The organism is Parafrigoribacterium humi (genome assembly GCF_040227205.1).
GTDB classification, from domain to species: domain Bacteria; phylum Actinomycetota; class Actinomycetes; order Actinomycetales; family Microbacteriaceae; genus Parafrigoribacterium_A; species Parafrigoribacterium_A humi.
Genome location: NZ_JBELOA010000005.1, coordinates 43,860 through 65,752 on the forward strand (window position 1 = coordinate 43,860; position 21,893 = coordinate 65,752).

Genomic DNA, 21,893 nt, shown 5'->3' on the forward strand with positions numbered 1-21,893 from the left:
GGTGACGCCGAGCGGGATTCCTGCGTCGATTCGGGCTGAGCTGGTCAGGTTGAAGCCGAGCCGTATTGTCGTCGTCGGTGGACCGGCATCCATCACGGACGTGGTCTTCGCGCAGTTGCAGCAGTTCGCGCCTGGCCATGTTTCGCGTCTTGCTGGTGCGGATCGGTATGCGACGTCTGCGGCTATTTCTGCGGCGTCGTTTGCTCCGGGGGTGCCGGTTGTGTATGTCGCCAGTGGTGAGGCGTTCCCTGATGCTCTGTCTGCGGCGCCGGTTGCGGGTCCAGGAGGTGGGCCGGTTCTTCTGGTGACGCCGAGCGGGATTCCTGCGTCGATTCGGGCTGAGCTGGTCAGGTTGAAGCCGAGCCGTATTGTCGTCGTCGGTGGACCGGCATCCATCACGGATGCGCTGTATCAGGAGTTTCTCAGCTACGTCGTCAAGTGACGGGCGAGGCTGCGTGACAGGAGAAGCCCGAACCCCGTCCGTGAAGGTGAATAATCCGTGTGAAACTGAAGTGGCGGCCCCCTCTCGATACCCAATCGAAGGGAGGCCGCCGTCTCACTCAGCCACGACCCGAACTTCCTGTACGCCGCGTGAGACCTTGGTGCCTCAGATATTCGTCATTGAATACGGGGAGGCAAGTTTGGGGAAAGGGGCCGCGCGATTCCACGAGGCGTAGTAGCCGAAGACCAACTAAGGTTTGTTGTTCACCTTTCTCGCAGCGTGAATTCGTACCCCCCTTATTGGGTACACAGGAAAAACATATTGTATAAGTCGGCCGCGCGCCAACTACATGGACTCAAACTGGCGAAAATAGTGGCTAACGCCACGCCCTGACCCAGTCGATGGCCATGGTCGAGCCGGGTGCGGGGGAGTGCCCCTGGAAGACTGCCAGGTTGAAGATCAGGTACATGGGGATGTCTGTCTTTGCCGGCACGGTTGTGTAGGGCTTACCGTCGAGGTACGGGGTTGCTCGCTCACCATCCCAGTACAGCCCATAGACGTGATACTGGTCCAGATACGAGAAGTTCGGCTCGCCGTAAGGCATGGGAACCGTTTCTCCTCCGGACGGAAGGTGGAAGTTGAACTCCGGTCTGTCCTTGGGCTGGAAGAATTCGAATATGTCCATTTCGGGCGGCCACCGATTGGAGGGCTGGGCCCAGAATGCTCCCCAACAGCCGTCGCAGGTTGTCACCTTGACGCGCGCCTCGACATAGGTGCCCGGGGTCATATAAAAATTATGCTCTGACTGGATCAGGCCGGATACATAGTCGTAGGTCTTCCCGGCGATGGTCGCGGTGGACGGGGTCGCCGTCAGCACGACGCTCCCGTCAGATTGGGTGACTTGTGAGCTCGCGTAATACGCGGTCTCCAGACGGGGGTTGAACGGGGCATCCCGCTTTGTCGTGGGAGCGTAGCGGCCCGTGTTCCACTTTGAGACATCCAATGCCGGACCGTTGAATTCGTCGGAGAAGGCGAGTTTGGTCTTGGAGGCAGCGGGTGTGCCGTCATCAACGCTGGGAACCAGGCCCAGCGCCTTTTCCGTGGTTGAGGGCGTAGGCACCGGGGCGGGCGTCGAATCAATATCCTTCGTGGATGGGGAGAAAGCAGGAGTGAGGAATATCGCACTCGTGACGGCGAGCACGGCAAAGATCACGATCATCGCCCTGGCAAACCGGTGGCGGGAGCTGCGGGCCGGCGCATCTTCAGGGTCAGTCGACATGACACCCCCGGCAGGGTGTGGCTGACGACGCGGACGTCGGCGAACTCACCCGGGTGCCCGTCGCCGTGGTTCCGGACACCGCCTTCGCATCCCGGTGCCACTTCGGCCTAACGCTGGACGGGGATCCGAAGTAGTGCCCACGGACGCGGCGCGTCGTGTGGTTCAAGAAATGCTTCTCGCCATCGCGTCACTGATCCCGTTTCGTAAATGTGCGTCCACCGGAGTCAGCCGTTGACCGCCAATTGTTCTATTCGCTAACGCTTGGTGACGGCTGCGGTGCCGTGATCAAGGCGCATAAGCGTATTGCACGGCCCAATCTACCTGCAGGTGCCCTGCAACGCTGGGCGCGGGAGCGGGTGCGTCGATCTGGGTTTCGGCCTGGAGTGTCCATCGGAAATTCGTGTTGGGAACGCCCGCGCTGTTGCTCGTCTGTGACACGAGGACTCCATCCCAATACCACTTCACGCTTCCCGGGGTCCACTCGGTCGTGGCGATGTGCCAATCCGACGAATCGGTCGCTGACCAACTCCGCGGGCTGACGGCATCGAAAGCCATCCCGGTCGAAGGAGAGTATGTGCCCTTCATGGCGGAGGCCGGGCTCATCTTTCCGTTGAGATCGCCCTCTGGCCAGTCGATTTCGCCATCATTCCAGTTGTCGCTCGTGGGCCAGAGAAGGAATGCGATCTTGTATCCGGGCAGGTTGTCCGAGCGGAATCTCACCGAATAGCGTCCGTAGGTCTGTCCGGAGTAGCCAAAGGGAATGACCGCTGCGACCTGAGGCCTGCCGCCAGCGGTGTGCAGGTAGTAGTCGAGCACGCCGTTCGACACGGAGAGCACTGAGTCGGGGTTATACGTGCCGTTCTTGGAGGTATCGAGAAGTCCGGAATAGCCACGAACCGCGGTGCCGTAGACCTGGCCGATCTGTCCGATTGCTGCCGAAGTGGTGAAGTCCTGTGCCCCAACCTGCTTCCAGCCAGGAAGGTTGCCCACCGGCATCGCCGTGCTCGGGGCTGGAGTGCTGGTGCTCGGCGGAGGAGTGCTGGTGCTCGGTGCTGTGGGAGTACACGATTCGAGATTTGCGACCGACGAGTTCAGCGCCGCAGGTCCTCCGAGCAGGACAACCTTCGTCACGGAGAGCGCCTGGAGTTGGTTGAGGACGTCCTGGGGCACGCAGGTGGGAGGCACGACATAGAGAGGCGCGCGGGTCAGGCCCGCCAGTGCTGATCCTGCGAGTGCGTCGGGGAAGTTGAGGCCGCTCGCGAGGTACGCCGTGCTGCTCGTGCTGTACGCGTCCTTGTTGATCGCCGCGCCGGTGCTGAAGCGATCCGCACCAGACAGGCGCGTCGTGCTCGCCTGGGCACTGAGAGTGTTCTGCACGCCCTCGGATACGGATACCGGCCCACCAGCGATCTTCACGGTGGAGGTTCCGAGAGTGGAGATGAGAGCGGAGGTCTGTGTGCTGATTGTCGGGGCGGGACCGTTGACAAGAATGACGGGAGCACTGGCGGACCCTGCCGCAGATCCGGCAGAGAGTGCATCGGGGAAATTGGTGCCCGTCGCAATGTATGCGGTGCTGGCGCCGGTCTGGCCAAACGCGTAATTCGCGATCAATTGCGACGTCGAGTAACGGTCAGCTCCAGCCACCCTGATGACGATGGGCGCCAGTTGTCTGAGGGACTGTTCCACGCCGGCGGAAACCGAAGCGGTGCCCCCCACAATGACAATGGTCTTGGGACTCAGTCGCGCTATCGTCTGGGACACCGATGGCAGGAGCGAGTCTGTTGTCGTCAGAAGAAGGGGTGCGTGCGCTGCGATCGCGGCAGGTGCTGCGCTGAGTCCATCCGCATACTTCGTTCCGGTCGCGATGAAGACGGTGTCCGCGTGGTACGGGAAGGCGGTCAGCGCGACGGCGTTGGCGACGTCATACCGCGACTCTCCGGAGATGCGTGACACGGTCATGCCGGACGTCACCGTACTGGCTTTCGCGGCAGACTGCAACGCTGTGGCAGGTGCGCCTGACTGGGTGCCGAGCACTCCGAAAATCATCACCATCACCGCGACGACGGCGAGGGAGAGTGCTGGCCTGATAACAGGCGCAACTCTAGATGAACCCCCCATGTGATCTCCCCCAAGATCAAACGCGCACGCAGGGATAAAGCCCCCACGAACACTGCGGGCGTACAAGCCGAAGCTCAATACACCCAATTCCCCGAATAAAGCACTATTTCATGCTCTGTGTCGGCTAATTTAGCATCGATCGCGCCAGTTCTCCACCTCGAAAGCGCTGGACAGATGTTGAGGATTGCCTCCGTCAGGACTGTAGGGAAGTGGCAAGGAGTGTTTCAGTCACTTCCCACGGGAATGAGGGAGACTGGCTGGATGGCAGAACCGTACGGTGGTGCAGATGCTCTTGGCACGGCAGAGAAGGCGGCGCTCTTAACGGGCAGCTCGTTCTGGAACACTGCGGCTGCTCCGGGCATCCGGTCGCTCACGGTCACGGATGGCCCCCACGGCGTGCGCAAGCCGCGCGGCGGCGGAGACCAGCTCGGCCTTGGCACGAGCATGCCCGCGACCTGCTTCCCACCCGCCGTTGCACTCGCGTCCACGTTCAACGCCGAGCTCGTCGAACAGGTCGGTGAGGCACTCGGGGTCGAAGCACACGCCCAGAACGTGTCCGTGCTCCTCGGCCCGGGAGTCAACATCAAGCGTTCGCCGCTCTGTGGACGCAACTTCGAATACTTCAGCGAGGATCCCCTGGTCAGCGGCGAACTCGGTGCCGCCCTCGTGCGCGGCCTGCAGCGACGGGGTGTTGGCGCGTCCCTCAAGCACTTCGCGGTGAACAACCAGGAGACGGGCCGAATGACCGTGAACGCCGAGGTGGACGAGCGCGCGCTGCGTGAGATCTACCTGCCCGCGTTCGAGACCATCGTCACGCGAGAACAGCCCTGGACCGTGATGTGCAGCTACAACCGACTCAACGGCGTCGCTGCCGCGGAGTCGCACTGGTTGCTGACGAAAGTGCTTCGCGAGGAATGGGGCTTTCGTGGAGTCGTGGTGAGCGACTGGGGCGCCGTCGACGAGCGCGTGCCGGCGCTTGCCGCCGGGCTCGACCTCGAGATGCCCGGGCCGCAGACGGACAGCGTGAGGGCCGTCGAGAGCGCCATCGAGAACGGCGAGCTCGACCGGAGCGTGCTCGACACCGCGGTGGATCGTCTGCGGGAGCTCGCCGCTCGCGCTCGTCCGGCGGCGGATTTCGACGACGGAGACGATGATGACTTCGATGTGCCCGGTCGTTTCGACGTGGAGGAGCATCACACCCTTGCCCGCCAGGCGGCCGGCGAGTCCATCGTGCTCCTGCGGAACGATGGCGGGGTGCTGCCGCTGCGAGGCGACGAGCGCGTGGCCGTGATCGGCGAACTCGCCCGCACCCCACGCATCCAGGGGGCCGGAAGCTCGCAGGTGAACCCGACCCGGGTCGACAATCCACTCGAGGAACTCACGACGCGGGCATCCGCCGAGTTCGCGCCCGGCTACATGCTGGACGGCTCGGCGCAGCCATCTCTGCGAGATGAGGCGGTTGCGCTCGCGGCCCAGTCGGATGTCGTGCTCCTCTTCCTGGGGCTTCCCGCGGGAGAGGAGTCGGAGGGATTCGATCGCACGCGGCTCGACCTGCCCGATGACCAGCTTGCCCTCGTCGCCGCGGTTGCAGAGGCGAACTCGCGCGTCGTGGTCGTGCTGAGCAACGGCGGCGTCGTCACGCTCGAGCCCTGGCACGACAGCGTCGCCGGCATCCTGGAGTGCTGGCTGCTCGGACAGGGGAGCGGGTCGGCGATCGCGGATGTCGTCTTCGGAGACACGAACCCGTCCGGTCGGCTGGCCGAGAGCATCCCGTTCAGGCTGCAGGACACTCCCTCTTACCTGAACTTCCCCGGGGAGGGCGATGTTGTGCACTACGGCGAAGGGATCTTTGTCGGCTACCGCTATTACGAGACCGTCGCCCTGCCGGTTCGCTACCCCTTTGGCTTCGGGCTGAGTTACACGAGTTTTGGCTACGAGGGCCTGAGTGCGAAGCGCATCGGTGCCGGGGCCACCGTATCCGTGACGGTCACGAACACGGGAACGCGTGCGGGCAGCGAGGTCGTGCAGCTCTATGTCGCAGCCCCGGACGACGGCCCGAAGAACCCCGCGCGAGAACTGCGGGCATTCACCAAGGTCTCGCTCGCGGCGGGAGAGAGCAGGGTCGTCACCCTGTCACTCGGCGAGCGTGCCTTCAGCTTCTGGGATGTCGCTTCCGCGGCCTGGGTGGTGCACGGCGGCGAATACCGCGTGCAGCTGGCCACCTCGGCACACGATGTCGTGGATCAGGTGACCGTGCGGCGCGCGGGCACCCGGCCACCGCATCCGCTCACCCTGGAGTCGTCCGTGGCACAGTGGCTTGCGAACCCCGTCACCGGCCCCGTGCTGCGCCGCACTGCCGCGCGGGATGCCCTCGACGAGGGCGGAGCGAGCGTGCTGGAGATGGTGGCGTCGATGCCGATGCGTCGCCTGCTGCGGATGCCCGGAGTCGACGTTAACGCGAGCCAGCTGCGGATGCTCGCGCGCGTGGCCAACAACCCCGTGGTGCGGGGTGTTGCGCTCGGCGTGGGTCGACTGCGTTCGACGATCGGGCGGTCGTCGGACTGAAGGCTGCTCAGGCGGTGGCGGCGTCGTCTGCCGCCGCGGCATCCGCCTGCAGGGCGGCGCGGATGCCGAAGAGAGCGTCCAGGCCGGCCACGAATTCGTCGGCTCGGCCCTCGCGCGCGAGCTCGTGGGCGCGCGCGGATGGCGTGTGCAGCAGCACTCCGACCAGGTGCCTCAGCGCGGCTTCGGCCGTGCCGTCGGCGTCGCCGCGGGAACGTGCTCGTGCTATCTCGTCCTCGAGCAGGTCGAACACGTGGCTGCGGAGGGCGACGATGGCGGGAGCCGCCTGCTGCTCCGCCTCGAGGGAGGAGAACTCTTCCGCGGCCTGCCCGACGAGCGAGCGGGCGTCATCAGCGGCCGTGAGCTCTTCGAGCGGGGCGTGCACTCGCACGGTCTCGAGGTCGAGCAGTTCGATCCCGTCGACCTCGGCGATGAGTGGATCGACGTTGCGGGGCAGGCCGAGGTCGATGACGAGCTGGTAGCGCGGAGCCGGTGCCTGGGCGCTCGCCATGGTGACCGTTTCGCGCGTGAGCACGGGAGTCGCCGACGAGGTGCAGGTGAGCACGAGATCCGCGGCGCGGAACGCGGCGCTCAGCGACTGTGCGACATCGAGTGAGTGACGCAGCGCAAAGGCCTCGCCTCGTCCGGACGGCGAGAAGACGGTGATCTGCTCCACTCCGCGATCGCGCAACGCGGTGACGGTCGTTCCTGCGTACTGGCCGGTTCCGACGACGAGCACTCGCTGCGCACTCCAGTCGGCGATGCGGGAGGCGGCGAGATCGAGCGCGAGCCGAACGAGCGAGCGACCCGCGGATCCGATCGCCGTGTGCGTCTTCACGGTGCGCGAGGTGTGCGAGGCGTTCTGGAACAGGAGTTCGAGGCGTGAGGAGGTCGTGCCCTCCGTGCGCGCCCGTTCGAGCGATCGGCGCACCTGGCCTGCGATCTCGTCCTCACCGACGATGACGGACTCGAGCCCGGTCGACACGGCGAAGAGGTGCTCGACAACCCGTTCGTCGCTGAACACCGTGAGGGAGTCGCGCAGCGCATCCACTTCGACGCCGCTCGCCTCTGCGACGAGTCCGATGGCGGCGGCGGCGATCTCATCCGATCCCTCGACATCGAGATATGCCTCGAAACGGTTGCAGGTGGCCAGAATGACGGCACCGGAGATACCGGGGTGTGCCATCAAACCGGATGCGGTGGCGGAGGAGTCGATCGACAGCTTTTCGAGCAGTTCGAAGTCTGAGTTCTGGTGGTTGGCGGTGAGACAGAGGAGCACGACTTAACCTTAGACACGTGAAGCTGACAGAAAAGCATCCGCTCATGGATGGCCGCACCGCCGACTCCCCGCTCATTCGCGCGTACAGGGGTGACCGGCCGCCCGTGACGCCGGTGTGGTTCATGCGCCAGGCGGGACGTTCGCTGCCGGAATATCGCGAGTTGCGCGAGGGAACCGCGATGCTCGACGCGTGCCTCGATCCGGAGATGTCGAGCGAGATCACGCTGCAACCCGTGCGCCGTCACGGCGTCGATGCCGCGATCTTCTTCAGTGACATCGTCGTCCCGCTGAAGCTCGCGGGCGTCGACGTGAACATCGTGCCCGGGCGCGGTCCGGTGCTCGCAGCCCCCATTCGCACGGCCGAGGACATCGCTGCTCTCCGTCCGCTCGATCCGGATGCCCTGGCCCCGATCGCCGAAGGAGTCGCCCGCACGGTCGCCCAGCTCGGCTCCACCCCGCTCATCGGTTTCGCCGGTGCTCCGTTCACGCTCGCCGCGTATCTCGTCGAGGGCGGTCCGTCCAAGGATCACCTGGCCGCGCGCACGCTCATGCACGCCGACCCCGTCGCGTGGGCAGCGCTGCTCGACTGGGCGGCCAGGGTCACGGGCGCATTCCTGCGCGCCCAGGTGCAGGCCGGTGCCAGCGCAGCGCAGCTCTTCGACTCCTGGGTGGGAAGCCTCTCCGTCGCCGACTACGACAGGTACGTGGCGCGGCACTCGGCCACCGCGATCGCGGCCGTGCACGATCTCGAGGTTCCCGTCGTGCACTTCGGCGTGGGGACCGCCGAGCTCCTGCGCGCGATGCACGCCGTGGGCGCGGACGTGATGGGTGTCGACGACCGGATCACCCTCGCCGAGGCGAACCGGCGCCTCGGCGGCATCGTGCCCCTGCAGGGCAACCTCAACCCGGCACTCCTCGCCGCTCCGTGGCCAGTGCTCGAGGCGCGCCTGCGGCAGGTGCTGGAGAGCGGCGCGGAGGCTCCGTCTCACGTGCTCAACCTCGGTCACGGAGTGCCCCCGGACACGGACCCGGGGGTGCTCACCCGGGTGGTCGAGTTCGTGCACCACGAGTTCGTGCTCGACACCAGCGCGCCCTCATCCTCCGGAGCAGCGAGCGGTGGAGAGTAGCCTTCCGCCGCTGATCGTCGTCGTGGGCGGTGGGATGGCCGGCCTGGTTGCGGCGCGGGAGCTCGCGGTCGGCGGCGCGCACGTGCTGCTGCTGGAGGCATCCGATCACCTCGGCGGCAAGGTCGCTCGCCATACCGTCGCGGGAATCGAGCTGGACGCGGGGGCCGAGAGCTTCGCGACGAGGCGCGGCACCGTCGCGGCCTTCGCGCGCGGGCTCGGACTCGGCGACGACATTGTGCAGCCGAACGGCGCAGGAGCGTGGCTGCAGCCGGTGGATGGCGCGGCGGTTCCACTGCCCAGGGCTGGCCTTCTCGGCATCCCGAGCACGCCGATGGCGGCCGACGTGATCGAGGTCGTCGGTCTTCGTGGCGCGCTGCGGGCCCAACTCGACTCCCTGCTCGGCTATCGTGGCGCGAAGGAGCGCACCCTCGGTGGTCTCGTGCGCAAGCGGATGGGCGCCGCCGTTCTCGAGAAACTCGTCGCCCCGATCACCCTCGGCGTGCACTCGCGGCACCCGGACGAGCTCGACGTCGACACCGTCGCGCCCGGACTGCGTTCCGCGCTGCTCAGCACCGTCTCCCTCGCTCAGGCCGTGCAGAAGCTGCGTGCCGCAGCCCCCGCCGGTGCCGCCGTCGCCGGGATCGACGGGGGGATCGCCCGACTCGCCGAGACCCTCGCGTCGCGAATCGAGGCGATGGGCGTGGAGGTGCGCACGGACGCTGTGGTGGAGTCGGTCGAGGCGGGCAGCGTCACCCTCGCGGGCGGCGATGTGATCGAGGCCGACCGCGTCGTTCTCGCCTGCCGTCTCGAGGCGGGAACAGCTCTTTCGCCGACCGAGGTCGGGATCGTGCTCGCCACCCTTGTGGTGCGTGCGCCGGAGCTGAATGCCGCGCCGCGCGGAACGGGACTTCTCGTCGCGCCCGGGGTCGCGGGCATCCGCGCGAAGGCGCTCACGCATGCCACGGCCAAGTGGCCGTGGCTCGCCGCAACGGTGGAACCGGGCACGCACGTGCTGCGGCTGTCGTACACCGTCGAGGCCGCCCGCGAGGGACACGAGGGGGAGCTTCGAGAGTGGGCGCGAGCGGATGCTGAGAGACTGCTCGGCGTCTCCCTCCCCGCAGACAGCGTGCTCGGCTTCGACCGCGTCGAGTGGGCCAGGCCGGCGCAGCGAGGGGACGTTCCGCAGGGGGTCGTCGCCGTCGGCGAGTCCGTCGCGGGCACCGGGCTTGCCGCCGTGATCGGGCACGCGCAGCGGGAAACTGGGAGTCTGCTCACAGACGTGGGCTTGTAGGCAGCACTACGCTTGAATGATCGACCAACCTGTTCGTCGCGGTACCGGGCGGAAACCGAACGGAGGAATCATGCGCGGAAAGATCTTGCTCGTCGTAGGACTTGCTGCCGGTTACGTGCTGGGCGCTCGCGCCGGCCGTGAGCGGTACGAAGACATCAAGAGGGCAGCAGGCAAGCTGTGGAACGACCCCCGGGTGCAGCACCAGGTGCGTAACGCCGGCGACTTCGCGAAAGACAAGGCACCGGATGTCGTGGAGTTTCTCGCGGACGGCGCCAAGAAGGTCGCTGCCCAGGTGAGCGGGGCGCGGGGTAGTTCAGCGGAGAATGACTCCGCCGCGGCGAAGCCCGCCTCGAAGGCGAAGTCATCCGGCACGAAGAGCGGCACGAAATCCGGTTCGGGCGCGGCAAAGCCAGCCAGCTCCAAGTAAGGGGCGACCATGAGCGAATCACCGTCACGGCCGCCGTCGACCCCAAAGCGATCCCTGCTCTCTCTCCTCGCCGAGTTGCCGATGCTGTTCGGCAACCTCATTCGCGAGGAGATCGCGCAGTTCAAGGCCGAGGTCGTCGGCAAGATCAAGCACGCCGGCATCGGTATCGGCCTGCTGGTCGGCGCCGCCGTGTTCGCGTTCTTCGCGCTCGGCGTGCTCGTGGCCGCGGCGGTGCTCGGGATCGCCGTCGCGCTGCCGGGCTGGCTCGCGGCGCTCATCGTGGCGGTCGCGCTCCTGATCGTCACGGGCATCCTCGTCGGAATCGGCGTCGCGCAGCTGAAGCGAGGCGTGCCTCCAACCCCCACGCGCACCATCCGCAGTGTCAAACGCGATGTGGATGCCGTCAGAGGCATCAGAAAGCGAGACAAGCCATGAGCATGCCAGAGCCGGTCATCCCGGCAGCAGAAGCATCCATCTCCGCCACGCGCGCCCAGCTCGAGGACACCCTCGACGCGATCGAAGACAAGCTGAACGTGCCGAAGCAGGCCGGGCGGCTCGCGCGCAAGGCACGAGCATCCTATGAAGACAACCCCGTGCCGTGGATCATCGGCGCAACCGCCGCGGTCATCGTGGTCGGCGGCCTCGTGGCCTGGGCGCTTTTCGGAGACGACTGACCTCACCTTTCCCGCATGACCCTTCTTTGTGGCGGGAGAACCCGCCTCGCGGAGGGAGTCGTCTCTCCCGCCGCGGGACGGTTTCTCCCGCCACATGGCGCATTGCTCGGATGAGCACGTGGCTCGCTTTTTGATCTTGCGCCCGTGCGAGGGAGGATAGACGGCATGAGCACCACAGCAGAGGCTCAGCCTCTCATCGACGTGTCCGCATCCGCTTTCACCCTCTGGGCGGTGCTGCGCCGCGATCCGGCGGCGACGTTCGACACGTCCACACAGGACACACTGGTTGCCGCGCTCGACGACGCGGTGAAGACCATCGAGGCCAAGGGCGTGATCGTCCGCGGGTTCTACGACGTCTCGTCCATCAAGGCCGACTCCGACATCATGATCTGGCTGCACGGCGCCCCGCCCGAGACCCTGCAGTGGGCGCTGCGCGAACTGCGCCGCTCACCACTGCTCCGCCCGCTCCTGCCCACCTGGAACGTCCTCGGAGTGCACCGCGAGGCCGAGTTCAGCGCAGACCACGCTCCGTCATACCTCAAGGGCAAGGAACCGGGTAAGTGGCTCACCGTCTACCCCTTCGTGCGCTCCTACGAGTGGTACCTGCTGCCCGACGACGACCGGCGCGGTATGCTCGCGCGGCACGGGCGCATGGGGGCGGCACATCCCCAGGTGCTCGCGAACACGGTTGCCGCCTTCGCGCTCGGTGATTACGAGTGGCTGCTCGCCCTCGAGGCCCCGGAGCTCGTCGACCTCGTCGACCTCATGCGCGATCTTCGCAAGGCGGATGCCCGCAGGCACGTGCGCGAGGAGGTCCCGTTCTACACGGGCCGCCGCATCAGCACCGCCGAGATCCCCGAGGTTCTCGAGTGACCTCACTGGCGAGCGACGTCCAGCCCGTCGTCCCCGGCGCGACCCCCGCTGCCGCAGCCGGCCCCGAGCATGTCACGGAGCCCACGGCCTACGACGCCATCCTGCTCGCGTCATTCGGTGGTCCCGAGGGGCAGGACGACGTCATCCCATTCCTGCGCAATGTCACGCGGGGCCGCGGCATCCCCGAGGAACGGCTCGAAGAGGTCGCCCACCACTACCGCGCTTTCGGTGGAGTGAGTCCCATCAATGACCAGAACCGCGAGCTCAAGGCCGCGCTCGAGGCCGAACTCGCCCGCCGCGGCATCGACCTGCCGGTGCTCTGGGGAAACCGCAACTGGCATCCGTATCTCTCCGAGGCGCTCACCGAGGCGAAGGAGCGCGGGCTCACCACGCTCATCGCGATCGGGACGAGCGCCTACAGCTCGTACTCGAGCTGCCGCCAGTACCGCGAGGACTATGCCCAGGCGCTCGCCGAGACCGGCCTCGAGGGTGTCATCCAGATCGACAAGGTGCGGCAGTTCTTCGACCACCCCGGCTTCGTCACCCCGTTCATCGAGGGCGTGCAGCAGGCGTTGGCGGATGTCGTGGGCCGCGGTATCGCGCCAGAGAAGACCCACGTGCTGTTCTCGACCCACAGCATCCCGACCCCGGATGCCGAGCGTTCCGGCCCGCGTGACCGCGACTTCGGCGAGGGTGGAGCGTATGCCGCGCAGCATCTCGCGGTAGCCGAGGTCGTGATGGCGGCACAGGTGGCGTCCACGATCGGGTGGGACCTCGTGTACCAGAGCCGCTCGGGTCCACCGACGAGCCCGTGGCTCGCTCCCGACGTCAATGACGCCATGCGGGACCTCGCCGCCAAGGGCATCGAGGCCGTGGTCATCGTTCCGCTCGGCTTCGTCTCCGACCACATGGAGGTCAAGTGGGACCTCGACACCGAGGCGATGCAGACCGCGGCCGAACTCGGCATCCTGGCCCTGCGCGTTCCCACGCCCGGAACCCACGCGGCCTATGTCTCCGGGCTCGTCGACCTCGTGCTCGAACGCCGCGATGGCGTTGCCGTGGCCGATCGCCCGGCAGTGACCGAGTTCGGACCCTGGTACGACGTATGCAGGCCGGGCTGCTGCGAGAACGTGCGTCTCGGGTTCAAGCCCGCCCTTGCGGGGATCGCGCCGTGACCGGCTCTGCCATCCGCATCGGCACCCGCGGAAGCGCATTGGCGATGGCGCAGACCGGGCTGATCGCAGCCAAGGTGGCGAAGGCGTCTGGTCTCGAGGTTGAACTCGTCTCCATCACGACTCACGGCGACAATTCCACGGAGCCGCTGGCATCCCTCGGCGGCACGGGTGTGTTCGCGAGTGCGCTTCGCGAGGCGCTCCTCGCGGGAGAGTGCGACCTGCTCGTGCACTCGTTCAAGGATCTGCCCACCGCCGCCTATCCCGGCCTCACCGTCGGCGCGGTGCCGAAGCGAGCGGATGCCCGCGACGCCTTCTGCGGGCGGGATGGGCTCACGCTCGAGGCACTGCCCGCCGGCTCCCGCGTCGGCACGGGCGCACCCCGCCGCTCCGCCCAACTGCGTCTCGCCCGCCCGGACCTCGAGGTGGTCGGCATCCGCGGCAACGTCGACACCCGGCTCGGGCGCGTTGCCGAGGGCGACCTCGACGCTGTCGTGCTCGCCGCGGCAGGCCTCGGCAGGCTGGGCAGGATCGACGCGGCATCCGAACTCTTCGAGCTGTCTCGCTGGCCCACCGCTCCCGCCCAGGGGGCGCTCGCGATCGAGGCGCTTGCGAGTCATTCCACCGAACTCGGCTCGGTGCTGCGTGCGGTGGATCACGGCCCCAGTCGCATGGCGGCGCTCGCCGAGCGGGCAGTGCTTGCAGAACTGCAGGCGGGGTGCTCGGCTCCGGTCGGCGCATCCGCGGTTCTCGACGGGGAGATGTTGTTCCTCTCCGCCACCGTCTACGCCGACGACGGGCAGCGCTCGCTGACCAGTTCGCACGCGCTCGTGGTGGAGGGGACCGCTGCAGAGCGTGCACTGCTGCCGGGGGAGCTCGGCGCACGAGTCGCCGACGAACTGCTGAACGACGGTGCCGCAGAACTGACGAACTTCGGGAGTACCGCATGACACCCCGCCGCTCAGCGAAGCCGTTGGCAGGCTGGCGTGTTCTCGTTCCCCGCGGGGGAAAGTGGGGAGACGGCGTCGCCGCGACTCTGCGGAGCTTCGGGGCGATCCCGGTGATCGCACCCATGATCAACTTTGCGAGCAGCCCGGACCATGCGGTGCTCGACCACGCGCTGCAGCGACTGCAGCGCGGCAGCTTCGACTGGCTCGTCATCACGAGTGCAACGACGGTCGACGTGCTCATGAGCCAGCAGGTCACGATCCCGGCCAATACGCGCATCGCCGCGGTCGGCGAGACGACGAGCGCCGCGCTCATCCTCGCCGGCTACCGGGTGGACTTCGTGCCGGAGGACAACTCCGCGCGAGGCCTGGTGAAGGAGTGGCCGCAGTCGGACATCATCGGCACCGTGCTCATCCCGCAATCGGACATCGCCGAGCCAGTGCTCGTGGCTGGGCTCGGCAAGCTCGGCCTCAAGGTCGAGTTCGTTGCCGCCTACCGCACCGTCGGCGTGCCGGTCACAGCTCAGGTGGCGGCGGATGTCGCATCCGGTCGTATCGGAGCCGTGCTCGTGACCTCGGGCAGTGTCGCGAGGCAGGTGCAGGCCCAGCTCGCCCCGCTCCCGGAGACGACGCTCGTCGCCTGCATCGGACCGCGCACCGCCTTCGATGCGCGCGCTGCAGGCCTCACCGTTGACCTCATTGCGGAGGATCGCTCCGCGACCTCCCTCGTCACCTCCCTCGTGGACCACGTCATCGCCTCGCGCGACTCGAGCGGAGCAGCCCATGAGTGACGTGGATTGGACCGGGGGGGTTCGCCCGCGTCGGCTTCGCACGACGCCGGCGATGCGGAGGCTCGTCGCCGAGACGCGCGTGCACCCGGCCGAGTTGATCCTGCCGCTGTTCGTGCGCGAGGGGGCGACCGGGCCGACACCGATCGGGTCGATGCCGGGTGTGCAGCAGCACTCCCTCGACAGCCTTCGTGCGGCCGTCGCCGACGCCGCTGCGGCAGGAGTCGGCGGCGTCATGCTGTTCGGGGTGCCCGAGACCAAAGACGCGATCGGATCTGGTGCGACCGACGAGAACGGCATCCTCAACGTGGCCACCCGTGCGGTCGTCGCCGAGGTGGGCGACGCCCTGGTCGTGCAGACCGACCTGTGCCTCGACGAGTTCACCGACCACGGACACTGCGGCATCCTGGATGACACCGGCCGGGTCGACAACGACGCCACATTGCTGCGCTACCGCGACATGGCTGTCGCCCAGGCGTCATCCGGATCGCAGCTGCTCGGCCTGAGCGGCATGATGGACGGCCAGGTGCGCGCCGTGCGCGACGCCCTCGACGGCACCGGATTCACCGACACCGCCATACTCGGTTACGCAGCGAAGTACGCCTCGGCCTTCTACGGGCCATTCCGCGAGGCCGTCGATTCCTCGCTCGTCGGCGACCGCCGCACCTACCAGCTCGACCCCGGTAACCGCCGCGAGGGAGTGCGCGAGGTGGCCATCGACGTCGTCGAGGGTGCAGACATCGTCATGGTGAAGCCGGCCATGAGCTACCTCGACGTACTCGCGGATGCCGCGGCCACCAGCCCGGTTCCCGTGTGGGCGTACCAGGTATCGGGCGAATACGCGATGATCGAGGCCGCCGCGGCAAACGGCTGGATCGACCGACGCAGGGCGATCGAGGAATCGGTGGTCGGCATCCGCCGCGCCGGGGCCGACGCGGTGCTCACCTACTGGGCCACCGAACTGGCGGGGTGGTTGCGCTGATGGGCTCTTCACGAGGACGGTGCTTCTGATGGGGGCGAACGAGAACTTCTTCACCCGGGCCAAGCTGTCCATTCCGGGCGGCGTGAACTCGCCGGTGCGCGCATACGGTTCAGTGGGCGGCACTCCTCGGTTCCTCGTGTCGGCTACGGGCGCGTACGTGACGGATGCTGACGGGCGCGAGTATGTGGACCTCGTGAACTCCTGGGGGCCTGCTATCCTCGGCCACGCGCATCCGCAGGTCGTCGCGGCCGTACAGGATACCGCCGCACGCGGGCTCTCCTTCGGCGCGTCCACTCCCGGCGAGACCGAGTTGGCCGAACTCATCCGCGAGCGGGTGACGGTGTCCCAGACGGACGGGTCGGTTCAGCGCGGGGTCGAAAAACTGCGTCTCGTCTCGACCGGCACAGAGGCGACGATGACGGCCATCCGTCTCGCCCGTGGCGCGACCGGTCGAGAGCTCCTGGTGAAGTTCGCCGGGCACTACCACGGGCACTCCGACGCGCTGCTGGCGGAGGCCGGATCGGGCGTCGCGACCCTGACACTGCCCGGGTCCGCCGGGGTGACCGCGGCGACCGCGGCGCAGACGCTCGTGCTTCCCTACAACGACCTCGACGCCGTGCGGACGACCTTCGCGGAGCAGGGTGAGCGGATCGCGGCCGTCATCGTGGAGGCGGCATCCGCCAACATGGGCGTCGTCGCGCCCGTCCGCGGCTTCAACCGCGCTCTTTCGGCGATCACCCGCGAGCACGGTGCACTGCTGATCCTCGACGAGGTGCTCACCGGGTTCCGGGTCGGCAGTGCGGGCTGGTGGGGCCTCGAGGCCGCGCGCGTCGTGCCGGACGGCGCAGGCTGGCAGCCCGACCTCTACACCTTCGGCAAGGTCATCGGCGGGGGGATGCCGCTGGCCGCCCTCGGTGGCAGAGCCGAGATCATGGACCTGCTCGCACCGCTCGGCCCCGTCTATCAGGCGGGCACGCTCAGCGGGAACCCGGTCGCCGTCGCAGCGGGTATCGCGACGCTGCGTGCCGCAGACACCGCCGTGTATGAGCGGCTGAACTCGGTGGCCGACCAGCTGGCCTCTGGCGTCTCCGCCGCGCTCGCCGCGGAGGGCGTCGAGCACTCCGTGCAGCGCGCGGGCAATCTGTTCTCCTTCGCGTTCTCTGCGCAGCCGCTGCGCAACTATGCGGACGCGAAGGCACAGCAGACGTTCCGGTATCCGCCGTTCTTCCATGCAATGCTCGACGCGGGCGTGAACCTGCCGCCCTCGGTGTTCGAGGCGTGGTTCGCCTCGGCGGCGCACGACGACGCGGCCCTCGAGCGGATCCTCGAAGCCGCACCCGCCGCCGCAAAGGCCGCTGCGGCGGTGCGTGCCCCGCAGTCCTGATTGCCCCTGCTGTGTTCGGTCTACTCGGGCAGCGTGCTGCCGGGAAAACTGCGCACTGGATGCACCTCATAGCGAAGAATGCCGGCCTGAACAGCCGGGTCGCCGTCCATGATGTCTTTGGTCTCCTCCACGGTGGCATTGAAGATACCAAGGCCGCTGAACTCGGTGCTGTCTGTGCAGGGGCAGACCACGGGCAATCGGCCATCGAGGTGCAGCGCCGTGTTGCGCATGCCGTGGCTGTAGATGATTGCGTCGGCGCCGTCCATATGCCGGTGTGGTCCGACCGTGAGCAGCACGGCTGTGTACGGTTTGGCCGTTGCTCGTAAAGCGGCGAATTCCTCGTCGCTGAGTGGTGCCGGGGCTGAGTCCATGATGCCGTCCACCTTCTGCGTGCGGTGTGTGGCGCCAATCGTAGGCTTTCGAGCGCACGGAGTCTACGGGGAGAGAACCGCTGCCGAACTGTTCGCGTGAGTTTCGAGCGTACGGTCGCCTATGGCCCTTCCGCCGCGCCTCCCAAATGGAGTCAGCGCGACACGAGCGCGAGCACGAGGAAGAGCACCGCGAACAGCGGCGGTATGCCCTGCACCAGCGCGGCTCCGCGCGAGGTCGGAAGGCTGAAGAACAGCACGACCCCGGCGCCCATCATACAGAGCGCGGTGAACATCATGAGCGTGACGGCGATCGTCACTGACGTTCCGAGTAGCGCGACTCCCACGAGCGCTCCCACCGCGAGGAACAGGTTGTAGAAACCCTGGTTGAAGGCTATCGGTCGGATGATGTCCGCGTGTTCCTGACTCGGCAGTCCGAAGGTCTTCCACGTCTTGGGCATCCGCCAGGTGAGGCTCTCCAGGACGAAGACGTAGACGTGGAAAACGGCGGAGAGAAAAATAAGAATCAAGCCGAGAGCAAGCAGGGCAATGTTCATGTTCGGTAGTGTTGCACGAGATCGCGGGGGCCGGAGAGAGGCGTAACGGATGGCAACGAAGCTGATCGAAACACAGTGCTGTATCGCGGGTGGGGGACCGGCGGGCCTCATGCTCGGGTATCTCCTGGCGCGGGCCGGCGTAGACGTGGTCGTGATCGAGAAGCACGCGGACTTCCTGCGCGACTTCCGCGGTGACACCATCCACCCCTCCACCATCGACCTGCTCGACCAGCTCGGACTCAAGCAGCGCTTTCTCGAGCTGCCACATGACGACATCACGACGCTCGACATCGTGATCAGCGGCAACCGCATCCGTCCAGTGGACTTCACGCGGCTGAGAAAAGGAACCCGCTTTCTGGCACTCATGCCGCAGTGGGACTTTCTCGATTTCATCGCGGAGGAGGCGGCGAAGCTGCCGAACTTCCGGCTGCTGATGAGCACGGAGGTCGCCGGCCTGCTGCGAGAGGACGACCGGGTGACCGGGGTCACTGCGACGGGAGCCGATGGCGATCTGGAGCTCACTGCCAACCTCACCGTCGCCGCCGATGGTCGGGAGTCCACAGTGAGACGGGAGTCCGGCCTGGTCGCCCGGGAATTCGGAATCGCGATCGACGTGCTCTGGTTCCACCTGCCGAAGCCATCGGATCCGCCGCCGGACACCCTCGGGTACATCGACAGGCACTCGATGGTGCTGACCATTCCGCGTAATGGTTACTACCAGTCCGGACTGATCATCCCCAAGGGCGGGTTCGAGCAGATTCGGGCGGACGGCCTCGATGCGTTCCGCTGGCGGATCGTCGAGACTGCCGAGGTGCTCGAACCTGTGGTGTCGAGCCTCACCGACTGGAACCAGGTGAAGCTGCTCTCCGTGCAGGTGGACCGGCTCGAGAAGTGGCACCTGCCCGGGCTGCTCTGCCTCGGGGACGCGGCTCACGCCATGTCGCCAGCCTTCGGCGTCGGCGTCAACTACGCGATCCAGGATGCCGTGGCCACCGCGAATCGTCTGGCCGGTCCGCTGCTCGCCGACACCGTTTCCGAGCGGGATCTCGTGCGGGTGCAGCGCCGTCGCCTCTGGCCGGTGAGGCGGATGCAGCCGATCCAGCTCATCCTGCACAGGCGTATTGCGAAGCCCGGCTCGGGGATCTCGCTGGCCGTCCCGCCGCCATGGCACATCCGCGCGCTGCTGTGGGCAGGGCTCCCGCTCATGCAGCTGGCTGCGGCCCGCGTGATCGGCCGAGGCTTCCGCCCGGAGCGCGTGTCACCCGAGCTGCTCGCACTCTTCGATCGTCCTGGGAGGGGTCCGGAATGAGGGAGAAACTGTCCCAGGCCGCGTAAACCTTCCTCCTTTCCTTGCGGATGGGACAAAGGTTCCTCCTTTCCTGCGGTGAGTCCCGTGGTGAATCCCGCGGCGAGGCGGCGATGACGAGCGGCTACTTGCGCACGTCGACGACGAGGCGGCCGCGCACCCGGCCGGCGAGCACGTCTTCGGCGCGGGCCACGGCATCCGCGAGTCCGATGGTCTCGATCATGCGGTCGAGGAGCGCGGGGTCGAGATCGCTGGCGAGCCTGGCCCACGCCTCCTCGCGCAGTTCCGGCGTGGCGAACACCGAGTTGATGCCCCTGAGGGTGACCGCGCGCAGGATGAACGGCATCACCGTCGTGGGGAGTTCGGCACTGTGGGCCAGCCCGCAACTGGCGACGGTACCGCCATACTCGGTCTGGGCAAGAACATTGGCGAGGGTATGGCCGCCGACGGAGTCGATCGCGCCCGCCCAGTGTTGGGTCTGCAGTGGCTTGCCCGCCTCGGAGAGGGTCGCCCGGTCGATGATCTCGGATGCGCCCAGCGCGCGCAGATAGTCGGCTTCCCCGATGCGGCCGGTGGACGCGGTCACCCGGTTTCTTCGAGCGGCCAGGAGCGCGATCGCGATGGAGCCGACGCCTCCCGCGGCCCCGGTGACGAGGATGGGGGTTTCCGCAGAGCCCTCAACGCCAGCACGCTCGAGCGCGAGCACGGCCAGCATGGCGGTGAATCCGGCGGTGCCGATCGCGGCCGCGTGTGCGGCATCCATCCCGTCGGGCAGCGACACCAGCCAGTCACCGTTCACGCGGGCCCTCTCCGCGAGCCCGCCGTGATGGGTTTCACCCATTCCCCAGCCGTTGAGGACGACGCGGTCGCCAGGCTTCCAGCGCGGGTTCTCTGAACTCGCGACTGTTCCGACCATGTCGATGCCCGCGATGAGCGGGTAGTTGCGGATGACGCCGGGCCGCCCGGCGATCGCGAGGGCATCCTTGTAATTGAGGCTCGAGTACTCGACGTCGACCAGAACGTCGCCCGGCATGAGGGCATCATCCGTCAGCTCGGTCAGCTCGGCCTTGACGCCGTCATCGGTACGATCCACCCACAGTGCGCGAAACATTCCTCCACGCTACCCGTGTGCTTTTCATTATTCAGGAGAATGTGGGACGAAAGTGACGGGTCGGGCCTCTGTGAGCAACAGGAGACTCCAGCAGCACCATCCGCCACACACCCTGCTGAATGATGAAGGGAAAGGCGGGGATCGGAGGCTGTGCGGTGCGGGTCAGCCGAAGAGGATGGCGGCCTCGTCATAGCGGGACTGCGGAACCGTGTTCAGCGTGCCGAGGGCATCCTCGAACGCGACATGGGTGATGTCCGTGCCGCTGAGCGAGACCATGCGACCCCACAAGCCGTTCATGACGGCGTCGACAGCGGCCAGGCCGTAGCGGGTGGCGAGCACGCGGTCATAGGCCGTCGGCGTGCCGCCCCGCTGGATGTGACCCAGGGTGGTCGCGCGCGTCTCGACGCCCACACGTGCTTCGATCTCGGGAGCGAGCATGTCGCCGATACCGCCGAGGCGGGGGCGCCCGAACGCGTCGAGCCCGCGCTCGGAGTGGGCGTCATCCATGGTGTCGAGCTTGAAGCCCTCCGCGACGACGAGCAGCGGCGCGCGGCCGCGATCCCGCACGGACTGCACCCACTCGCAGATCTGGTCGAGGCTCGTGCGGTGCTCGGGGATGAGGATGGCGTGTGCCCCGGCCGCCATTCCGGAGTGCAGCGCGATCCAGCCGACGTGGCGACCCATGACCTCCGCCACCATGCAGCGGCCGTGCGAGTCGCCGGTGGTGCGCAGTCGGTCCATGGCATCCGTCGCGATCTGCACGGCGGTGTCGAAACCGAAGGTGTAGTCGGTGGCCGAGAGGTCGTTGTCGACCGTCTTCGGGACTCCGACGATCTTGATGCCGGCGTCCGTGAGGCGCTTGGCGGCAGCCAGGGTTCCCTCGCCGCCGATGGCGATGAGCGAGTCGACGCCGAGGCTGTTCATCGTCGCCTTGATGTTCTCGGCGCCGCCCTTGTCACCCTCGAACGGGTTGGTGCGGGACGTTCCGAGAATCGTGCCGCCCTGCTTGCTGATGCCCTGGATGTCTTTGCGCACGAGCGGCACGGCGTTGCCTTCGACAACGCCGCGCCACCCGTCGCGGAACCCGACGAACTCCTGTTCGTAGATCTGGGTTCCCTTGAGTACTACGCCGCGGATGACCGCGTTGAGGCCTGGGCAGTCGCCGCCACTGGTCAGAATGCCAATTGTCATGGCACCATCATTCCG

21 protein-coding genes are annotated in these 21,893 nt (G+C 67.1%); 14 read left to right on the plus strand and 7 right to left on the minus strand.

Going from position 1 to position 21,893, the window contains the following annotated elements:
* Positions 1–442, plus strand: a 442-nt coding sequence (locus tag ABUA28_RS09680) for a cell wall-binding repeat-containing protein (protein WP_349903878.1), incomplete at its 5' end; no start/stop codon positions are given.
* Between the two features lie 376 nt (positions 443–818).
* On the opposite strand, the gene ABUA28_RS09685 is transcribed toward ABUA28_RS09680, so the two are convergent.
* Complete coding sequence (locus ABUA28_RS09685) at positions 819–1,721, minus strand: glycoside hydrolase family 16 protein (protein ID WP_349903880.1); 903 nt, start codon at positions 1,719–1,721, stop codon at positions 819–821.
* A 285-nt stretch (positions 1,722–2,006) separates the two neighbouring features.
* Positions 2,007–3,680: a cell wall-binding repeat-containing protein gene (locus ABUA28_RS09690; protein WP_349903882.1), complete on the minus strand. Its 1,674-nt coding sequence runs from the start codon at positions 3,678–3,680 to the stop codon at positions 2,007–2,009.
* Between the two features lie 420 nt (positions 3,681–4,100).
* Here ABUA28_RS09690 and ABUA28_RS09695 point away from each other — a divergent pair, with 420 nt between their 5' ends.
* Complete coding sequence (locus ABUA28_RS09695) at positions 4,101–6,404, plus strand: glycoside hydrolase family 3 C-terminal domain-containing protein (protein WP_349903884.1); 2,304 nt, start codon at positions 4,101–4,103, stop codon at positions 6,402–6,404.
* Positions 6,405–6,411: 7 nt separating this feature from the next.
* Here ABUA28_RS09695 and ABUA28_RS09700 read toward each other — a convergent pair whose 3' ends face one another.
* Positions 6,412–7,680, minus strand: coding sequence for a glutamyl-tRNA reductase (locus ABUA28_RS09700; RefSeq protein WP_349903886.1), 1,269 nt, complete (start codon positions 7,678–7,680; stop codon positions 6,412–6,414).
* A 44-nt stretch (positions 7,681–7,724) separates the two neighbouring features.
* Here ABUA28_RS09700 and hemE point away from each other — a divergent pair, with 44 nt between their 5' ends.
* The 11 genes from hemE (at position 7,725) to hemL (ending at position 17,345) form a co-directional block, all read left to right on the plus strand.
* The gene (gene hemE / locus ABUA28_RS09705; RefSeq protein WP_349904077.1) at positions 7,725–8,807 is read left to right on the plus strand and encodes a uroporphyrinogen decarboxylase; all 1,083 of its coding nucleotides are present in this window, start codon (positions 7,725–7,727) and stop codon (positions 8,805–8,807) included.
* On the plus strand, positions 8,797–10,098 hold the full coding sequence (locus ABUA28_RS09710) for a protoporphyrinogen/coproporphyrinogen oxidase (RefSeq protein ID WP_349903888.1): 1,302 nt from the start codon (positions 8,797–8,799) through the stop codon (positions 10,096–10,098). The genes hemE and ABUA28_RS09710 overlap by 11 nt, the downstream gene beginning before the upstream one ends.
* A gap of 70 nt (positions 10,099–10,168) precedes the next feature.
* Positions 10,169–10,525, plus strand: a complete 357-nt coding sequence (locus ABUA28_RS09715) for a YtxH domain-containing protein (protein WP_349903890.1) — start codon at positions 10,169–10,171, stop codon at positions 10,523–10,525.
* 9 nt (positions 10,526–10,534) lie between these two features.
* The gene (locus ABUA28_RS09720; RefSeq protein ID WP_349903892.1) at positions 10,535–10,960 is read left to right on the plus strand and encodes a phage holin family protein; all 426 of its coding nucleotides are present in this window, start codon (positions 10,535–10,537) and stop codon (positions 10,958–10,960) included.
* Positions 10,957–11,199 carry a DUF3618 domain-containing protein gene (locus ABUA28_RS09725; RefSeq protein ID WP_349903894.1) on the plus strand — a complete coding sequence of 81 codons (243 nt, stop codon included), beginning with the start codon at positions 10,957–10,959 and terminating at the stop codon, positions 11,197–11,199. Before ABUA28_RS09720 ends, ABUA28_RS09725 begins: the two co-directional genes overlap by 4 nt.
* A 165-nt stretch (positions 11,200–11,364) precedes the next feature.
* Positions 11,365–12,072 (plus strand): hydrogen peroxide-dependent heme synthase, encoded by a 708-nt coding sequence (hemQ, locus tag ABUA28_RS09730; protein WP_349903895.1) that lies wholly within the window; start codon positions 11,365–11,367, stop codon positions 12,070–12,072.
* A gap of 5 nt (positions 12,073–12,077) precedes the next feature.
* A complete protein-coding gene (locus ABUA28_RS09735; protein ID WP_349904078.1) occupies positions 12,078–13,247 on the plus strand; it encodes a ferrochelatase in 1,170 nt (389 codons plus the stop codon).
* Complete coding sequence (gene hemC / locus ABUA28_RS09740; protein WP_349903897.1) at positions 13,244–14,194, plus strand: hydroxymethylbilane synthase; 951 nt, start codon at positions 13,244–13,246, stop codon at positions 14,192–14,194. Before ABUA28_RS09735 ends, hemC begins: the two co-directional genes overlap by 4 nt.
* Positions 14,191–14,982 (plus strand): uroporphyrinogen-III synthase, encoded by a 792-nt coding sequence (locus ABUA28_RS09745; protein WP_349903899.1) that lies wholly within the window; start codon positions 14,191–14,193, stop codon positions 14,980–14,982. Before hemC ends, ABUA28_RS09745 begins: the two co-directional genes overlap by 4 nt.
* Complete coding sequence (hemB, locus tag ABUA28_RS09750) at positions 14,975–15,961, plus strand: porphobilinogen synthase (protein WP_349903900.1); 987 nt, start codon at positions 14,975–14,977, stop codon at positions 15,959–15,961. The genes ABUA28_RS09745 and hemB overlap by 8 nt, the downstream gene beginning before the upstream one ends.
* A gap of 28 nt (positions 15,962–15,989) precedes the next feature.
* Positions 15,990–17,345, plus strand: a complete 1,356-nt coding sequence (hemL, locus tag ABUA28_RS09755; RefSeq protein WP_349903902.1) for a glutamate-1-semialdehyde 2,1-aminomutase — start codon at positions 15,990–15,992, stop codon at positions 17,343–17,345.
* A 20-nt stretch (positions 17,346–17,365) separates the two neighbouring features.
* On the opposite strand, the gene ABUA28_RS09760 is transcribed toward hemL, so the two are convergent.
* Both ABUA28_RS09760 and ABUA28_RS09765 read right to left on the minus strand, forming a co-directional pair.
* Positions 17,366–17,716, minus strand: a complete 351-nt coding sequence (locus ABUA28_RS09760) for a YciI family protein (RefSeq protein WP_349903903.1) — start codon at positions 17,714–17,716, stop codon at positions 17,366–17,368.
* 152 nt (positions 17,717–17,868) lie between these two features.
* Positions 17,869–18,270 (minus strand): DUF1304 domain-containing protein, encoded by a 402-nt coding sequence (locus ABUA28_RS09765; protein ID WP_349903905.1) that lies wholly within the window; start codon positions 18,268–18,270, stop codon positions 17,869–17,871.
* Between the two features lie 49 nt (positions 18,271–18,319).
* Between ABUA28_RS09765 and ABUA28_RS09770 the strand changes: the two genes are divergently transcribed.
* Positions 18,320–19,579 (plus strand): FAD-dependent oxidoreductase, encoded by a 1,260-nt coding sequence (locus tag ABUA28_RS09770; protein ID WP_349903907.1) that lies wholly within the window; start codon positions 18,320–18,322, stop codon positions 19,577–19,579.
* A 121-nt stretch (positions 19,580–19,700) separates the two neighbouring features.
* Here ABUA28_RS09770 and acuI read toward each other — a convergent pair whose 3' ends face one another.
* Both acuI and ABUA28_RS09780 read right to left on the minus strand, forming a co-directional pair.
* Positions 19,701–20,687, minus strand: a complete 987-nt coding sequence (acuI, locus tag ABUA28_RS09775) for an acrylyl-CoA reductase (NADPH) (RefSeq protein ID WP_349903908.1) — start codon at positions 20,685–20,687, stop codon at positions 19,701–19,703.
* Between the two features lie 162 nt (positions 20,688–20,849).
* Positions 20,850–21,878: a 6-phosphofructokinase gene (locus ABUA28_RS09780; RefSeq protein WP_349903909.1), complete on the minus strand. Its 1,029-nt coding sequence runs from the start codon at positions 21,876–21,878 to the stop codon at positions 20,850–20,852.
* Positions 21,879–21,893: the final 15 nt, after the last annotated feature.

Coding starts and splice junctions, on each gene's coding strand:
- ABUA28_RS09745 (WP_349903899.1), top strand. CDS start 14,191: ATGACACCCCGCCGCTCAGCGAAGCCGTTGGCAGGCTGGCGTGTTCTC.
- ABUA28_RS09685 (WP_349903880.1), bottom strand. CDS start 1,721: ATGTCGACTGACCCTGAAGATGCGCCGGCCCGCAGCTCCCGCCACCGG.
- ABUA28_RS09725 (WP_349903894.1), top strand. CDS start 10,957: ATGAGCATGCCAGAGCCGGTCATCCCGGCAGCAGAAGCATCCATCTCC.
- hemL (WP_349903902.1), top strand. CDS start 15,990: ATGGGGGCGAACGAGAACTTCTTCACCCGGGCCAAGCTGTCCATTCCG.
- hemQ (WP_349903895.1), top strand. CDS start 11,365: ATGAGCACCACAGCAGAGGCTCAGCCTCTCATCGACGTGTCCGCATCC.
- ABUA28_RS09770 (WP_349903907.1), top strand. CDS start 18,320: ATGGCAACGAAGCTGATCGAAACACAGTGCTGTATCGCGGGTGGGGGA.
- ABUA28_RS09690 (WP_349903882.1), bottom strand. CDS start 3,680: ATGACCGTGTCACGCATCTCCGGAGAGTCGCGGTATGACGTCGCCAAC.
- hemE (WP_349904077.1), top strand. CDS start 7,725: ATGGATGGCCGCACCGCCGACTCCCCGCTCATTCGCGCGTACAGGGGT.
- acuI (WP_349903908.1), bottom strand. CDS start 20,687: ATGTTTCGCGCACTGTGGGTGGATCGTACCGATGACGGCGTCAAGGCC.
- ABUA28_RS09765 (WP_349903905.1), bottom strand. CDS start 18,270: ATGAACATTGCCCTGCTTGCTCTCGGCTTGATTCTTATTTTTCTCTCC.
- ABUA28_RS09695 (WP_349903884.1), top strand. CDS start 4,101: ATGGCAGAACCGTACGGTGGTGCAGATGCTCTTGGCACGGCAGAGAAG.
- ABUA28_RS09720 (WP_349903892.1), top strand. CDS start 10,535: ATGAGCGAATCACCGTCACGGCCGCCGTCGACCCCAAAGCGATCCCTG.
- hemB (WP_349903900.1), top strand. CDS start 14,975: ATGAGTGACGTGGATTGGACCGGGGGGGTTCGCCCGCGTCGGCTTCGC.
- ABUA28_RS09780 (WP_349903909.1), bottom strand. CDS start 21,878: ATGACAATTGGCATTCTGACCAGTGGCGGCGACTGCCCAGGCCTCAAC.
- ABUA28_RS09715 (WP_349903890.1), top strand. CDS start 10,169: ATGCGCGGAAAGATCTTGCTCGTCGTAGGACTTGCTGCCGGTTACGTG.
- ABUA28_RS09760 (WP_349903903.1), bottom strand. CDS start 17,716: ATGGACTCAGCCCCGGCACCACTCAGCGACGAGGAATTCGCCGCTTTA.